Origin of the sequence: uncultured Halovibrio sp. (assembly GCF_913056445.1) — a bacterium.
GTDB classification, from domain to species: Bacteria; Pseudomonadota; Gammaproteobacteria; order Pseudomonadales; family Oleiphilaceae; genus Halospina; species Halospina utahensis_B.
This window is the reverse complement of record NZ_CAJXMA010000002.1, coordinates 54,801-69,612: the sequence shown is the minus strand read 5'-3', so window position 1 is coordinate 69,612 and position 14,812 is coordinate 54,801. Positions and strand designations below refer to the sequence as shown.

Here is a 14,812-nt window from a genome sequence, read left to right as displayed (position 1 = left end):
ATGAATGATCCAACCGGTCGCTTCGATACCGAAACTGATGCCGTGTATGCCGGCGCCAGCGCCTCCGATGACCCGTTCCGGTTTGACGAGGCAGTCGCACGCGTCTTTCCGGACATGATCCGGCGCTCTGTGCCCGGCTACACCACCATTGTGCCCATGATCGGGGTGATCGCAGCGCGCTTCGCACGGCCGGACACCGCCCTCTATGATCTGGGGTGCTCACTGGGGGCCGTGAGCCTGGCCATGCGTCACAGCGTCAAGGTCCATGGCGCCCGCATTGTAGCCGTGGACAACGCCGCCTCCATGATCGAGCGCTGCCGCCACTACATTGCGCTGGATTACGGCCAGCTCCCGGTGGCCCTCCAGTGCGCTGACATCCGCGACATCGACTACCAGCCCGCCAGCGTCGTCGCCCTGAACTTCACACTCCAGTTCCTTCCCCCCGAGGACCGGGACACGCTTCTGGAACGCCTCTGCCAGGCCCTGACACCGGGCGGCGTCCTGGTGCTTTCGGAGAAGGTGGCGTTCGCGGATGCCGCCGAGCAGTCACTGCTGGAGGAGCTGCACCTGGACTTCAAGCGTGCCCAGGGCTATTCCGAGATGGAGATCAGCCGCAAACGCAACGCGCTGGAAGAAGTGCTGATCCCCGAGTCCATAGCGACGCACCGCCAGCGGCTGGAAGCGGCCGGCTTTGAGCAGGTCACGCTCTGGCACCAGTCGCTGAACTTTGTCTCCATCCTCGCCATTGCGCCGGAGGCGACGGCATGAGCACGGACTTTGACTGGCGCAGCGAATACGCCAACCTGCTGGACTGGCTGCGCGACAGCGGCCGAACAGAGTGGCACGAGCAGCTGCAACAGCGCCTGACCAGCGTCTTCGAGACCCACCCGCACGGCGACCTGCCGCGCTGGATGGCGGCGCTCAATCAGCTTCCCCGGATCCCCGGCGCCGAAGCGGACCTCGATCAACCGACGGTCACGCTCACAACACCCGAGCCCCTGACGGAGGCCCAACGGGAGCAGCTTGAACAGGGGCTGCGGGGCCTGATGCCCTGGCGCAAGGGGCCCTTCGATTTCTTCGGGACCCATATCGACACCGAGTGGCGATCCGACTGGAAGTGGGAACGGGTCCGGCCCGGTCTGAGTGACCTGCGCGGCCGTACCGTACTGGATGTTGGGTGCGGTTCCGGCTACCACTGCTGGCGCATCCTGGGAGCCGGCGCCCAGAGGGTGGTCGGCATCGACCCCGGCATGCTGTTCCTGATGCAGTTCCAGGCGGTGCGTACCTACCTGGGTGATCCACATGCCCACCTGCTGCCACAGCGGCTGGAGGACCTGCCCCACCAGCTCCAGCTGTTCGATACCACCCTGTCACTGGGGGTGCTCTATCACCGGCGCTCGCCCATCGACCACCTGATCGAACTCAAGGGCACGCTCAAGCCCGGCGGCGAGCTGGTACTGGAGACACTGGTGATTGAGGGCGAAATGGGCGAGACGCTGATGCCGGAAGACCGCTACGCGCGCATGCGCAACGTCTGGTTCATTCCCAGCGTCCCCACCCTGGAGCGCTGGCTGCAGCGTGCCGGTTACCGGGAGGTTGAGTGTGTGGATGTAACGCGCACCACCACGGACGAACAGCGCGCCACGGACTGGATGCAGTTCCAGTCACTGCCCGATTTCCTGGATCCGGAGGACGAGCACCGGACCATTGAAGGCTATCCGGCGCCCCGTCGGGCCACCCTGGTGGCCCGCAAGCCGGCCTGAGATTCAGGCGTTGAAGGGGTGGCGCAGGGTAACGGTCTCGATCCGGTCCGGCCCTGTGGAGATGACGTCGATGGGCGCCTCGATCTGCTCTTCGAGGAAGCGGATGTAATTGCGCGCATTCTCGGGAAGCTGATCCAGGGCCGTGATGCCCGAAGTGCTTTCCGACCAGCCGGGAAGCGTCTCATACACCGGCTCAATGGCTTCGTACTGGGCGCCGCGGATCGGCGGCCGGGTTACGCGTCCTTCACGGGTGATGTAACCCACACAGACCTTCACCTCGTCCAGGCCGTCCAGAACATCCAGCTTGGTCAGGCAGATGCCGGAGACACTGTTCACCTGGATGGCATGGCGCAGCGCTACCGCGTCAAACCAGCCACAGCGCCGGGCGCGCCCGGTTGTGGTGCCGAACTCGTGCCCCTGGCGCGCCAGGTGCTCACCGCAGGTGTCGAACAGCTCCGTCGGGAAGGGACCGGAACCAACACGGGTGGTGTAGGCCTTGGTGATCCCCAGGATATAGTCCATGTACTGGGGCCCGAAACCGGTGCCCGTTGCCGCGCCACCGGCAGTGGTGTTCGACGAGGTGACGAATGGGTAGGTGCCGTGATCAATGTCCAGCAGCGCCCCCTGGGCCCCTTCGAACAGGATGTGCTCACCGCGCTTGCGCAGATCATGCAGCATGTCCGTAACATCCGCCGCCATGGGCAGCAGCTCTTCGGCGTAGGCGCGGAAATCCGCCAGGGTGGCTTCCACATCCACCGGCTCCTCGCCGTAGTACTCGGTGAGTACGAAGTTGTGGTAGCCCATCAGGTGGCGCAGGCCCCTTTCGAAGGCTTCCGGATCCGCAAGGTCACCGAAGCGCAGGCCCTGACGGGATACCTTGTCCTCATAGGCAGGGCCGATACCACGCCCGGTGGTACCAATGCAGTCCTTGCCTCGGGCACGCTCACGGGCCTGATCAAGGCGCTCATGGGTGGGCAGGATCAGCGGGCAGGCCTCGCTGACCCGCAGCCGTGAACGCACATCCACGCCGCGCGCCTCCAGCTTGCGGATCTCCTCAAGCAGGGCCTGGAGTGCCAGCACCACACCGTTGCCGATCATGCAGGTGATGTGCTTGCGCAGAATCCCGGAGGGAATCAGGTGAAGCGCGGTGGTCTCACCATCGATCACCAGTGTATGGCCGGCGTTGTGTCCGCCCTGGAACCGCGCAACGGCGGACACCTGCTCGGTGAGCAGATCCACGATCTTGCCCTTGCCTTCGTCACCCCACTGGGTGCCCAGCACTACGACGTTCTTACCCATGAATGGCTCGCTGATCCGTTCACAAACTCATGATTGACGTTCTCGCCGCTGCGGCTACAGCGGCTCCACTTTCCAGTCACCGTCCTTCAGGACAAGCTGGCGGTCACAGCCGGGCGGCAGCCGGTCATCGGCCTCGTCGTCCAGCTGCTGGATGACCGTGTCACTCTGGCGCAGCTCGCTGATGCGCCGGCGCAGCGCCGCGTCCGTTCCAGCCGGCGCCAGGATGGCGCCCCCGCCGGCACCGAAGGCACGCCGGCCCGCTTCCAGAAGCCGGTTCAGATCGGCACTGAAGCCGGTGGCCGGGCGGGCACGACCGAAATCCTCGCCCACGGCATCGTATCGACCGCCCTGGGCGAGCGCTTCCTCCTGCCCCGGTGTGTAGGCGGCGAACACCAGGCCGGTGTGATAGTTGTAGCCGCGCAGTTCGCTGAAATCGAACCCGATGGCCACGCCGGGGTGACGCTCACGCACCCGGGCGGCGGTCTGCTCCAGCTGGTCAATGGCCTCGAGCACGGGCGCAGGCGCTCCCGCCAGCCGTTGCCGAGCGGCATCCGGCACCCCTTCGCCACCACTGAGCCGGCCCAGCTCCCGCAGCATGGCGCGGGCGGAGCCGGCTTCGGCAGTGCCCAGAAGCTCGTCCAGCTCCGGGATGGAGCGCCGGCGCAGGGCATCAAAGACCCGCTGCTCCAGATCGCCCCCCAGGGCCGCCTCTTCCGCCAGGCACTGGAAAATGCCCACATGGGCGATGTCCAGGTGAACCGTTTCAACGCCAGCCGCAGTCAGGGTCTCCAGCATCAGATCGATGATTTCCTGGTCGGCGCCACTGCTGCGGCTGCCGAAAAGCTCGCACCCGACCTGCAGCGGGGTACGACTGGCCAGCATGCTGCTCGGGCGGGCATGCAGAACATGGCCGGCATAACACAGGCGCGTGACACCCGGGCGGCGCAGGCTGTGCGCGTCCATCCGCGCCGCCTGCGGGGTCATGTCGGCGCGCACGCCCATCATCCGACCGGTCAGCTGATCCGTCAGCTTGAACGTCTGCAGATCCAGATCATTGCCGGTACCGGTCAGAAGCGACTGCAGGTATTCGATCATCGGGGGGATGATGAGTTCATAGCCCCAGCGCCGATAGGTATCCATCAGCTCGCGGCGCAGGGCCTCGACCTTCTGGGCCCGGGGCGGCAGGACATCGGCCACCCCATCGGGCAGCAACCATCGATCAGACGTACTCATGACGCTTGAATCCGTGATTGATTGACTGAGCAGGAACGTTTCAAGCGGTTCCGGGGGAACCTAGCGAACAACATAGAGCAGGGTCACCCCCACCAGCATGCTCGCAAACCCCGCCCACCGCATGCTTGAGGGCGCCATCTGTGCCAGAACTTCCACCATCCGCTGCCAGCGCTGCGGACACAGAAACGGCATGACGCCCTCAATGATGAGCACCAGCGCCAGAGCTGTCAGCAGATCCTGCCACATGGCAATACCAGGCACCGTTCGGGTTTGTTACAGAGCCGGGATTCTACGCCCATCGCGCCCATAAAAAAACCGGAGCCGAAGCTCCGGTTCACTGGGGCTGCAGGTGTTACTGCCCGCCCATGGGTCCGTCCAGCATGTTCATGAAGTCGCTCTGGGAATCCATCAGGAACACGTCCTGGCGACTGTTGAAGGTGCTGCGGTAAGCCTCAAGCGTGCGATAGAGCTCATAGAACTCCTGGTCCTGCCCGTAGGCCTCCGCATAGATGGTCGCGGCCTTGCCGTCACCCTCACCACGGGTTTCCTGGGCTTCACGGTTCGCCTCGGCCAGCAGCACCGTCACCTTACGGTCCGCCGCAGCGCGCACGCCCTCGGCCTGTTCGCGCCCACGGGAGCGGTATTCCTGCGCCTCGGCCTGGCGCTCAGTGCGCATGCGCTGATACACCGTTTCACTGACTTCATCCGGGAGCTCAATCCCCTTGATCCGGATATCCTGAACGCGGATGCCGAATTCCTTGCGCGTGAATTCATCCACGTTGCCCTGAATCTTCTCCATCAGCTCATCACGGGCACCAGAAACAACCTCCGTCATGTTACGCACCCCGAACTCATCCCGGAGGCCGTTTTCAATCCGGGAGGCAAGAAGCCCTTCCGCCCGCATCTCACTGCCACCGGTGGCCCGGTAGAAGTCGGCCACATCGATGATCTGCCAGGTCACGTAGGAATCCACATCCAGTGGCTTTTTCTCAATGGTCAGATACCGCTGGGTTTCGATATTGAGTGTTAGAATCCGCGTATCGAACTCCTCTGCCGTCTCGACCCAGGGAAGCTTGAAATGCAGTCCGGGCTCCACACCTGTCTTGACGAGTTCACCAAACCGCAGAACGACGCCGCGATGGGTTTCCGGCACGATGTAGACGGTCGCCGACACGAGGTAAAGAACCACGACACCGGCTATGATCGCCAGTATACCCTTAGTGTTCATGCTTAACGCCTCTCCCGGCCGGAATTACTGTTCTGCTGATCACGGATGCGATCGATCACCTGATCGCTGATCCGGTCGATGCGGTCATTGGTGGAGCCAATACCCTGATGCTGTGTATCGCCGGAGCTACTGCCGCCCGGAGCATCATCCGCCATGGCCCTGGCACCGCCCTTCATCATCTGATCCAGCGGCAGCATCATCAGGTTGTTGCCCTTCTCAATGTCGACAACCACCTTGCTGGTCCCGGTGAGAACCTGCTGCATGGTATCGATATAGAGCCGGCGGGCTGTAATCTCCGGAGCCTGCTCATAGACGCCGAGCACATCCAGGAAGCGGGCTGTCTCACCCTGGGCGGCTTCCACCACCTTGTCTCGATAGGCCTTCGCTTCCTCGCGGATACGCTCTGCCTGACCCCGCGCCTCCGGGACCACTCGGTTACGATACTGTTCCGCCTGATCAACGAAGCGCTGCATGTCCTCACGGGCACGCTGCACATCACGGAAGGCTTCCTGCACCGGCTCCGGGGGCTGGGTACTCTCGACGTTCACTCGCAGGATCTGCATGCCCACCGTATAGGTATTCAGAAAACGCTGCAGGCGCTTCTCAACCAGCTGCCCCAGTTCCGCACGGCGCTCCGTAAGCACCCCATGCAGGGTTGAACTACCCACTTCGTGGCGCAGGGCGCTGTCCGTCGCGTATTGCAGGGTCGTGCTGGGACTGCGCACATTGAGCACAAAGTTCTTCGGCTCCTCGACCCGGTACTGGACGCTCAGGTTCACACTGACGATGTTCTCATCCTCGGTAAGCATGTGCCCCGTGGATCTGAAGGAGCGCACATCGGTCACTGTGACCATGCGGACATCGTCCAGCAGCGGAATCTTGAAATTCAGACCTGGCATGGTGGTTTTGTGGTACTCACCGAAGCGCAGGACAACGCCGTTTTCCCGCTCGTCCACGATGTAGACCGACTGCCAGGCCAGAAAGCCGAAAACCAGCAGACCGACCACGGCGAGGATCAGGCCAAAGCCGCCACCGCCCTGGCCACCACTGCTGCCCGAGCCGCCACTGCCACCGGAACCGCCCTTGTTGCCGAAAAGCCGGTTCAGCTTGTCGAGGCCCTTTTTCAGGGCCTCATCGAGGTCCGGCGGCCCCTGATCGTTGCCGCCGCGATTGCCCGAGCTCCAGGGGTCGCGGTCGTTGTTGCGGTTACCACCCGGTTCGTTCCAGGCCATAGTGTTCTCCGTCTGAGGTTATACGCTGCAGCGGCCCGGGTCTGCCGGGCACAACAGATGCAAATAGTAGGTGTTCTGAAAGGCCGCGACAACCGGGGGTACTACACCGCCTCAACCGCCATCCAGTCACTGCCGTCCAGGCAGGTCAGCCGATTCTCGTCCGTGCCGGCACGTGCAAGCAGCTGGTGCCAGTCGCGGGCCTCCATGCGCAGCTCCAGCACAGGCTCGCCACTGTCGGACATGCGCTCCGCCACCACGGCACCGCTCTGGTAGAACTGGGCCCGCAGCCAGCCATCCGCCGGAGACAGTTTCACATAGCGATGGACGACGTCCTCGGCCAGACGCTCCGCGACGGCGTCGCGCAGCTCCTCCATGCCAGCCCCGGTATGGGCCGACAGCCAGACGCGTACCGGACGACCGCTCTCGTCCCGCTCCACCCCCGGCTGCGCACCGGGGATGAGATCGATCTTGTTGCACACCTGCAGAACCGGCACTTCACCGGCTCCGATCTCACCCAGCACCGATTCAACCTGCTGGATGGTGTCATCACGGGCCGGATCGGTATTGTCGATGATATGAAGCAGCAGCGAGGCCTCGACCGTCTCCTCAAGAGTGGCGCGGAACGCCTCGACCAGGGTGTGCGGCAGATGCCGGATAAACCCAACCGTATCCGCCAGCACCACCGGGCCCACGTCCGGCACGCTCACACGGCGCACCGTGGGGTCCAGGGTGGCGAACAGCTGGTCCGCCTCAAACACCGTGGAATCAGTCAGATGGTTGAACAGGGAGGATTTGCCCGCATTGGTATAGCCCACCAGCGAGACCACTGGGATCTCGGCACGCTTACGCGACCGCCTCGCCTGCTCGCGCTGGCGCCGGACCTTCTCGAGCCTGCGGTTGATCTGGTTGATGCGCGAGCGCAGCAGCCGTCGGTCGGTCTCAAGCTGGGTCTCACCCGGCCCCCGCTGACCGATACCGCCCTTCTGGCGCTCCAGATGCGTCCAGCCCCGGACCAGCCGCGTGGACATGTGCTCCAGCTGGGCCAGCTCCACCTGCAGCTTGCCTTCATAGGTGCGGGCGCGCTGGGCGAAGATATCGAGAATGACCCCGGTGCGGTCCAGTACCCGGCATTTGAGTTCGGCCTCGAGATTACGCTCCTGACTGGGGCTGAGCTGGTGATTGAACAGCACCACGTCCGCGCCCTCGGCGTTCAGGGTCGCACGCAGCTCCTCGAGCTTGCCCTTGCCCAGAAAGAAGCGCGAACTGGGCTGATTCCGGGTCCCGGTGACAACGGCTGCACAGGTCACTCCGGCGGACTCTGCCAACTCGCGGAATTCATCCGGATTTTCCGGCTCCATCTCGGACGCCAGCGTAATGTGAACGAGAAGGGCCCGTTCACCGACCTCAGGACGCTCAAACAATCAGGTGCTGCTCCTCATTCGGGATCGACCGCCTCGCCCTCGTCACCGGGATGCTGGGGCGCCTTCACATTACGCGACGGCACAATCGTGGAAATGGCGTGCTTGTAGACCATCTGGCTGACAGTGTTGCGCAGCAGGACCACGAACTGGTCAAACGATTCGATCTGCCCCTGGAGCTTGATGCCGTTGACCAGAAAGATGGACACGGGGATGCGTTCCTTGCGCAGGGAATTCAGGTAAGGGTCTTGTAGGGAATGCCCTTTTGACATGAGGCTGCTCCTGTTTTTTATGATTGCTCGCCCCCGGGGCGATCCCCGGGCGCTGTTCCTTTCATACCATGCGGCGTGGTGTCTGGATCACCGGAGACAGTGGTGCCGCCTTTGACGATTTTCAAGGCATCGGCCAACGGATCCTTGCCCTGACTGTCCAGCCAGTGCGCATCCGGCCACCTGCGAAGCCACGTCAGCTGGCGCTTGGCCAGCTGACGGGTGGCTGCCAGCGCGCGCTCAATCATATCATCATATTGGGTTGCGCCGCTCAGGTAGTCCCACACCTGACGATACCCCACCGCCCGGATGGACGGCAGATCCGGGGACAGGTCGCTGCGCGCATAAAGCGTCTGCACCTCCTCCAGCAGCCCCTGCTCCAGCATCGCCCTGAACCGGCGCTCGATCCGTTCATGCAGATCGCGGCGCTGCGGCGGAGCCAGCGCGAGGCTGACGGTACCTTCCGGTAGCCCGCCGCCCTGATCCTCACCGGCGCCCTGCGCCCAGTGCGCGGATATCGGTCGCCCTGAGAGGCGATAGACCTCCAGGGCACGGATCAGTCGCTGGCGGTTGTTCGGATGCAGCCCGGCGGCGGCCACCGGATCCACAGCTTCCAGCTCACGATAGAGGGCGTCACCCCCCTCGGTGTCAAAGCGATGTTCCAGTTCCGCCCTTACGCCTTTATCGGCCTGCGGCAAACTCGCCATCCCCTGGCGAAGCACATTGAAATAGAGCATGGTGCCGCCCACCAGAATCGGCACCCGGCCCTCTCCCCGGATGCGCCCGATCAGGGCCCCGGCATCGGCCGCGAACTCCGCCGCCGAATAGGGTTCCGCCGGGTCACGGATGTCGATCAGGTGATGGGGCGCCCGGCGCAGGGTGGCCGCATCCGGCTTGGCAGTACCGATGTCCATGCCCCGGTAGACCAGTGCCGAGTCCACGCTGATGAGCTCACCATTCAGGCGCTCACGCAGTTCAACAGCCAGGTCCGTCTTGCCCGAGGCCGTCGGCCCCATGACCAGAACCGCGGGAGGCCGCCACACCATGGCTACTGCCCCCGCATGAAGAGCTTATCCAGATCCCCCATGCTCAGCCGCGTCCAGGTGGGCCGACCATGGTTGCACTGACCGCTGCGCTCCGTGGCCTCCATATCGCGCAGCAGTGCGTTCATTTCCGGGATCGTCAACTGGCGGTTGGCCCGTACTGAGCCGTAGCAGGCCATGGTGCCCAGCAAGTGCTCGATACGGGCCTCCACCTGCTGACTGCGGCCATGGGTCACCAGGTCCGAGAGAACATCGCGCACCAGCTGCTCCATATCCGCGTCCCGCAGCAGCGCCGGAACCTGGCGCACGGTCACCGTCTCCGGCCCCATACGGTCCAGCTGCAGACCCAGCGTTGCCATATCGTCGGCGTACTGTTCGGCGTGATCCGCCTCACGCTGGCTCACGTTGAGCGTCAGCGGTACCAGCATCGGTTGGGAAGTCACGCCTTCCCCTGCCACACCGCGCTTCATGCGTTCATAGACAATGCGTTCATGGGCGGCATGCATGTCCACAATCACCATCCCCTCGGCACTCTGGGCAAGGATGTACACACCATGGAGCTGCGCGACGGCGTAGCCCAGTGGCGGCATTTCCCCTTCCGGGCTCTCAGGCATAGTGGAGGGAGCCGTGGTGCGGCTCTGGATGAAGGGCGTGGGCGAGGCTTCCCGAACGGCATTGGCGGAGAGGCCGCCGCCCTGGTGCAGCCCGCCGTAGAAGGCCATCTGGGCCTCGGTCTCCGAGGGACTGGCGGGCCTGTCCCGGCTCTGCGCCGGACCGCTCACCGCAGGCTCATCAGCCACCCCCGTTGCAACAGCAGATCCAGACGGGGCCGGGGCACCCGCCTCACCCTGCCCCGGCTCCGTGCTGTCATCGCCGGGTCGCACTTCAGCCAGGGCGCGGTGCAGGCTGCGGAACAGAAAATCATGGACCAGGCGGCCGTCTCGGAAACGGACCTCGTGCTTGGTCGGGTGGACGTTGACATCCACATTGGCCGGATCAACCTCCAGATAGAGCACAAAAGCCGGATGGCGCTGGTTATAGAGCACGTCGCGATACGCCTGGCGCACTGCATGAGCCACCAGCCGGTCCCGGATGGGGCGACCGTTGACGAAGAAATACTGCAGATCCGCCTGGCTGCGCGAGAACGTCGGCAGCGCCACCCAGCCCTGCAGGCGCAGGCCCGACGCCTCCACATCAATACTCAGGGCGTGTTCCATGAACTGGCTTCCGCAGAGACTGGCCACCCGCTGCTGCCGGTCACGCTCGGTGGTTGCCGGCCGCAGGGACTGCACCGCCCGGCCATTGTGCTGGAGGGTGAAGCCCACATCGAAGCGACTCAGCGCCTGGCGCCTCAGGGTCTCTTCCAGGTGATTGAACTCGGTTTTCTCGGTGCGCAGGAACTTGCGACGGGCCGGCGTGTTGAAGAACAGATCCCGAACCTCGACGGTGGTGCCCTGGGGGTGGGCCGCCGGTGACACCCGAGTCTGCATGTCCTGCCCCTCGGCCTCCACGCACCACCCCTCGGTCTCTCCTCTGGCGCGGGAGGTCAGCGTCAGCCTCGCCACGGAACTGATGCTTGCCAGTGCCTCACCGCGGAACCCCAGGGAACTCACCGCCTCCAGGTCATCAAGGCTGTGAATCTTGCTGGTGGCATGACGGCTGAGCGCCAGCGGCATCTGATCATGGGCAATACCGTCGCCATCATCGCGCACCCGGATCAGGCGCGCCCCGCCCTGCTCCACCTCCACTTCAACCCTGGAGGCGCCGGCATCCAGCGCATTTTCGATGAGTTCCTTCGTAACCGAGGCCGGGCGTTCAACGACTTCGCCGGCCGCGATCTGGTTGGCGAGACGGGGGGGTAGGGTCTGGATGGCTGCCATGATCGGAATGGTACCAGATCAGGACGAGGGGATGCTGATCACCTGCCCGATATGCAGCGTCTCACCATTGATGTTGTTGGCTGACTTGAGCTTCTGCACCGACACCTGATTGCGCCGGGCGATGGCCGACAGGGTATCGCCGCGCCGGATTTCATACTCGCGCCTGTCCTCTGCGTTCCCCTGACGGTGGGCGATCAGGGTCCCGGGTGGCGGCGAGGCACGGAAGTGGCGACCCAGACCCGAGACAACCGCGTCCGCAATCTGGCGCTGATGGGATGCCTGGGTCAGGCGTTGCTCATCCGTCGGGTTGGAAATAAACCCGGTCTCAACAAGGATGGACGGAATATCCGGGCTCTTGAGCACCGCAAATCCCGCCTGCTCAACAGATGACTTGTGCAGTTTGCCCACCGTGTCCAGCTGATCGAGGACATTGGACCCGACCCCCATGCTGTACTCAATACTCGCCGTCATGGAAAGGTCCAGCAGCACGCCCGCCAGCATCTCGTCCTTGTCCTTGAGCGAGACACCGCCAACACCGCCGATCAGGTCAGCGCTGTTCTCACTCTCCGCCAACCAGCGCGCGGCCTCACTACTGGCGCCGTCCGTCGACAGCGCATACACCGATGCACCGCGCGGCCGCGGGGAGCGGAAGGCATCCGCATGCACGGACACAAACAGGTCCGCGTTATAGTCCCGGGCGATCTCGGTACGCTTGCGCAGACCGATGTAATAGTCGTCCTTGCGGGTCAGATAGGCCTCGTAGCCTTCCATGGCATTGATCCGGTCCACCATCCGCCTGGACAGTTCCATGGTGACGTGTTTCTCCTGAACCCCTGAGGGACCGATGGCCCCCGGGTCCTCGCCCCCATGACCGGCGTCCACCACCACAATGATGTTCCGGCGCTTGCTCTCGCTCTGGTCTTCCAGAACCGCTTCCTGCTCCTGCTCACGGGTCTTGTCGAGATCCATGAGATCGACGACCAGGCGGTGACCGTATTTCTGGTTCGGTTTGAGCTGGAAGCTGCGGGGTTCCACATCCTCCTTCATATCCAGCACCACGCGCAGGTCGCCGTTCTTCCGGCGGCCGGTGCGGATACGGCGGATGGGCGTCTCATCAAGGTCCAGCGCGCCGAGGTCGGTCTCAAGATCCGCCTGCTCCACGTCGATCACCAGCCGGCGGGGCGACTCCAGGGCAAACAGCCGGTGTTCCACGGAGCTGCCCGTCTCAAGCACCAGCCTTGTATGATCCGTCGCCGGCCAGATCCGGGCGTTATCAACCGGTGTGCCGGCCTGGGCCTGGGCCACGGCTGCCACCATCAGGGTCAGACCTGCCAGAAAACGTGTCATCCAGGTACTCATTGACTGCTGCTCCTGCCGGCCAGGGCCTGCCTGGCGGCCCCGGCAATCCGATCATTCGTATGAATCCGGGCGCTGCGCCCACTGCCCGCATCCGACAGCTCAACCCGGCATTCCGGCGCCGGAAGCACGCCCCCGGCACGCTCCGGCCACTCGATTACAACCAGAGCCCCTTCTTCCATGTAGTCGCGGATGCCCATCATTTCCAGTTCCTCAGGGTCACCGAGCCGATAGAGATCAAAGTGATAGACCTTCGGCGACAGCGCTTCATAGGGTTCCACCAGCGTGAAGGTCGGGCTGCGTACCGCGCCCTCATGCCCCAGCGCATGCATGAGTCCGCGCGCCAGGGTCGTCTTGCCAACGCCCAGATCCCCGACCAGGTGGATCACACCGCCGGCGGAACAGGCCTGCCCCAGGGCTGCCCCCAGGGCTTCCGTGGCCTGCTCATCCGGCAGCTCGAGAACCGTTGGCTCAGTCACGCTCCACCTCCGGAAGCACAGCAGCGGTGGCCACGCCGAACGCCTCCGTCAGGTCACCCGCCAGGAGACCATGCGAGCCGGTCCATTCCAGTGCGTGATCCGCAGCCGCCGCATGCCATGCGGCACCGGTAACGGCAGCGCCGAACGGCCCCAGACCCTGGCCCAGAAGCGCCCCCAGGGCGCCACTGAGGACGTCTCCCATGCCGGCCGTAGCCATGCCGGGATTACCGCCCTCGATGACAGCCGGCGTTCGCCCGGGCGCGCCCACAAGACTGCCGGCCCCCTTGAGAATCACGGTCGCCCCCTGCTGCTCAACCAGTGTCGCCAGGGCCTGATAGCGGTCGGCCTCGACCTCCGGCACGCTGGCCCCCAGCAACCGGGCCGCCTCGCCGGGGTGCGGCGTCAGTATCCACTGGCCAGCATCCGCCGGCACCCCCTGCTGCTGCATCAGTGCCAGAGCATCCGCATCCGCGACCACAGGCCCGGAAAAACCCGCCACCCGCTGCAGCATCTGCTGCCCCCAGGCGCTGCTCCCAAGACCGGGCCCAACCACGACCACATCCACGCGCTCCAGCAACGGGTCCAGATCATTACCATGCTCCACGGCCCGCGCCTGGATTTCCGGGCGTCGCGCCAGTGCCGCCGGCACATGGACACCCCGTGTTGCCAGGAACACCAGGCCGGCACCGCAGCGCAGGGCCGCCTCACCAGCCAGGATTCCGGCCCCGCCCATACCTTCATCACCACCAACGACGAGCACACGACCGCATTCGCCCTTATGGGTGGTGGGATGCCTCCGGGGCAGATGGGTGAGCGCGGCTTCCGGCGACCAGAGCCACGCGGCAGGTTCCGGTTCCGCGTCATGGACCGCCGGATCCACGGAAAGATCGTCAAAACTCACAGGCCCGGTGCAGTCCCGCGCCCGCCCCGTGTACAGTCCTGCCTTGCGCCCGATAAAGGTGATGGTGGCCGCTGCCCGGACGGCCGTCCCCAGCACCCGACCCGTGCCACTGCACAGGCCAGACGGGATATCCACGGCGAGCACTGGCACTGGTGAGGCGTTGAGTTGATCGATCACCCCGGCATAGGGCGCACGGACCTCACCGGCAAGGCCGGTTCCGAGCAGGGTATCCACAACCAGATCCGATTCCGCCAACAGCGCACCGAACTGGCCTTCGTCCAGAGATTCAAATGATATGACGTCAACGCCGCTCTCACGGGCAAAGGCAAAGGCGGATGCCGCCGTACCGCTGAGCTTCGAGGGATTGGATACCGCCACACAGTGGCAGGCGATCCCCTGCTGGGCGGCCAGCCCGGCCACCACATAGCCATCGCCCCCGTTGTTGCCACCACCGCAAAGCACCAGCAGCTGACGCGCCTCCGGCCAGCGCCGGCGCGCCAGCCGGAATGCGGCTTTACCGGCCCGCTTCATCAGGTCAAAACCGTCCACCCCGAAGTCCTCGATGGCGGCTCGATCCAGGTTGCGTACCTGCTCAGCGGTGTACAATGGCATTGGCTGGTCGGGCATATTTTCGCTCAAAAATGAACCAGTTATCACAATGCGGTTTAAGAAATCCGCACAGAACCCTGATAAGCATAGCAAATTCCGACT

At 64.3% G+C, this 14,812-nt stretch carries 14 protein-coding genes; 2 read left to right on the top strand and 12 right to left on the bottom strand.

Annotated elements, in window-relative coordinates; genetic code table 11:
• Together cmoA and cmoB are read left to right on the top strand one after the other, a co-directional pair.
• Positions 1-768, top strand: a complete 768-nt coding sequence (cmoA, locus tag QZ501_RS01275) for a carboxy-S-adenosyl-L-methionine synthase CmoA (protein WP_295716575.1) — start codon at positions 1-3, stop codon at positions 766-768.
• Positions 765-1,763 carry a tRNA 5-methoxyuridine(34)/uridine 5-oxyacetic acid(34) synthase CmoB gene (gene cmoB / locus QZ501_RS01270; protein ID WP_151441087.1) on the top strand — a complete coding sequence of 333 codons (999 nt, stop codon included), beginning with the start codon at positions 765-767 and terminating at the stop codon, positions 1,761-1,763. Before cmoA ends, cmoB begins: the two co-directional genes overlap by 4 nt.
• Before the next feature lie 3 nt (positions 1,764-1,766).
• On the opposite strand, the gene QZ501_RS01265 is transcribed toward cmoB, so the two are convergent.
• The 12 genes from QZ501_RS01265 to QZ501_RS01210 all read right to left on the bottom strand — a co-directional run bounded on the left by QZ501_RS01265 (position 1,767) and on the right by QZ501_RS01210 (position 14,728).
• Complete coding sequence (locus tag QZ501_RS01265) at positions 1,767-3,062, bottom strand: adenylosuccinate synthase (protein WP_151441086.1); 1,296 nt, start codon at positions 3,060-3,062, stop codon at positions 1,767-1,769.
• 54 nt (positions 3,063-3,116) lie between these two features.
• Entirely contained in the window at positions 3,117-4,295 is a 1,179-nt protein-coding gene (locus tag QZ501_RS01260; RefSeq protein WP_295716572.1) for an ATP phosphoribosyltransferase regulatory subunit, read from the bottom strand.
• 60 nt (positions 4,296-4,355) lie between these two features.
• On the bottom strand, positions 4,356-4,541 hold the full coding sequence (locus tag QZ501_RS01255) for a DUF2065 domain-containing protein (RefSeq protein WP_151441084.1): 186 nt from the start codon (positions 4,539-4,541) through the stop codon (positions 4,356-4,358).
• Between the two features lie 106 nt (positions 4,542-4,647).
• Positions 4,648-5,523, bottom strand: coding sequence for a protease modulator HflC (gene hflC / locus QZ501_RS01250; protein WP_160897896.1), 876 nt, complete (start codon positions 5,521-5,523; stop codon positions 4,648-4,650).
• A gap of 2 nt (positions 5,524-5,525) precedes the next feature.
• Entirely contained in the window at positions 5,526-6,755 is a 1,230-nt protein-coding gene (gene hflK, locus QZ501_RS01245) for an FtsH protease activity modulator HflK (protein ID WP_160897895.1), read from the bottom strand.
• Positions 6,756-6,856: 101 nt separating this feature from the next.
• Entirely contained in the window at positions 6,857-8,176 is a 1,320-nt protein-coding gene (gene hflX, locus QZ501_RS01240) for a ribosome rescue GTPase HflX (protein WP_160897894.1), read from the bottom strand.
• 14 nt (positions 8,177-8,190) lie between these two features.
• Positions 8,191-8,445 carry an RNA chaperone Hfq gene (hfq, locus tag QZ501_RS01235; protein WP_077530587.1) on the bottom strand — a complete coding sequence of 85 codons (255 nt, stop codon included), beginning with the start codon at positions 8,443-8,445 and terminating at the stop codon, positions 8,191-8,193.
• Between the two features lie 17 nt (positions 8,446-8,462).
• Entirely contained in the window at positions 8,463-9,488 is a 1,026-nt protein-coding gene (gene miaA, locus QZ501_RS01230) for a tRNA (adenosine(37)-N6)-dimethylallyltransferase MiaA (RefSeq protein ID WP_160897893.1), read from the bottom strand.
• 2 nt (positions 9,489-9,490) lie between these two features.
• Positions 9,491-11,365 carry a DNA mismatch repair endonuclease MutL gene (mutL, locus tag QZ501_RS01225; RefSeq protein WP_295716568.1) on the bottom strand — a complete coding sequence of 625 codons (1,875 nt, stop codon included), beginning with the start codon at positions 11,363-11,365 and terminating at the stop codon, positions 9,491-9,493.
• A gap of 18 nt (positions 11,366-11,383) precedes the next feature.
• The gene (locus QZ501_RS01220; protein WP_160897891.1) at positions 11,384-12,724 is read right to left on the bottom strand and encodes an N-acetylmuramoyl-L-alanine amidase; all 1,341 of its coding nucleotides are present in this window, start codon (positions 12,722-12,724) and stop codon (positions 11,384-11,386) included.
• Positions 12,721-13,200, bottom strand: coding sequence for a tRNA (adenosine(37)-N6)-threonylcarbamoyltransferase complex ATPase subunit type 1 TsaE (gene tsaE / locus QZ501_RS01215; protein WP_160897890.1), 480 nt, complete (start codon positions 13,198-13,200; stop codon positions 12,721-12,723). The genes QZ501_RS01220 and tsaE overlap by 4 nt, the downstream gene beginning before the upstream one ends.
• A complete protein-coding gene (locus QZ501_RS01210) occupies positions 13,193-14,728 on the bottom strand; it encodes an NAD(P)H-hydrate dehydratase (protein WP_295716564.1) in 1,536 nt (511 codons plus the stop codon). Before QZ501_RS01210 ends, tsaE begins: the two co-directional genes overlap by 8 nt.
• Positions 14,729-14,812 lie beyond the last annotated feature (84 nt).

What these genes read in the sequence shown, in the direction of transcription:
- cmoA (WP_295716575.1), top strand. Translation starts at nt 1, where the DNA reads ATGAATGATCCAACCGGTCGCTTCGATACCGAAACTGATGCCGTGTAT.
- cmoB (WP_151441087.1), top strand. Translation starts at nt 765, where the DNA reads ATGAGCACGGACTTTGACTGGCGCAGCGAATACGCCAACCTGCTGGAC.
- QZ501_RS01265 (WP_151441086.1), bottom strand. Translation starts at nt 3,062, where the DNA reads ATGGGTAAGAACGTCGTAGTGCTGGGCACCCAGTGGGGTGACGAAGGC.
- QZ501_RS01260 (WP_295716572.1), bottom strand. Translation starts at nt 4,295, where the DNA reads ATGAGTACGTCTGATCGATGGTTGCTGCCCGATGGGGTGGCCGATGTC.
- QZ501_RS01255 (WP_151441084.1), bottom strand. Translation starts at nt 4,541, where the DNA reads ATGTGGCAGGATCTGCTGACAGCTCTGGCGCTGGTGCTCATCATTGAG.
- hflC (WP_160897896.1), bottom strand. Translation starts at nt 5,523, where the DNA reads ATGAACACTAAGGGTATACTGGCGATCATAGCCGGTGTCGTGGTTCTT.
- hflK (WP_160897895.1), bottom strand. Translation starts at nt 6,755, where the DNA reads ATGGCCTGGAACGAACCGGGTGGTAACCGCAACAACGACCGCGACCCC.
- hfq (WP_077530587.1), bottom strand. Translation starts at nt 8,445, where the DNA reads ATGTCAAAAGGGCATTCCCTACAAGACCCTTACCTGAATTCCCTGCGC.
- miaA (WP_160897893.1), bottom strand. Translation starts at nt 9,488, where the DNA reads ATGGTGTGGCGGCCTCCCGCGGTTCTGGTCATGGGGCCGACGGCCTCG.
- mutL (WP_295716568.1), bottom strand. Translation starts at nt 11,365, where the DNA reads ATGGCAGCCATCCAGACCCTACCCCCCCGTCTCGCCAACCAGATCGCG.
- QZ501_RS01220 (WP_160897891.1), bottom strand. Translation starts at nt 12,724, where the DNA reads ATGAGTACCTGGATGACACGTTTTCTGGCAGGTCTGACCCTGATGGTG.
- QZ501_RS01210 (WP_295716564.1), bottom strand. Translation starts at nt 14,728, where the DNA reads ATGCCCGACCAGCCAATGCCATTGTACACCGCTGAGCAGGTACGCAAC.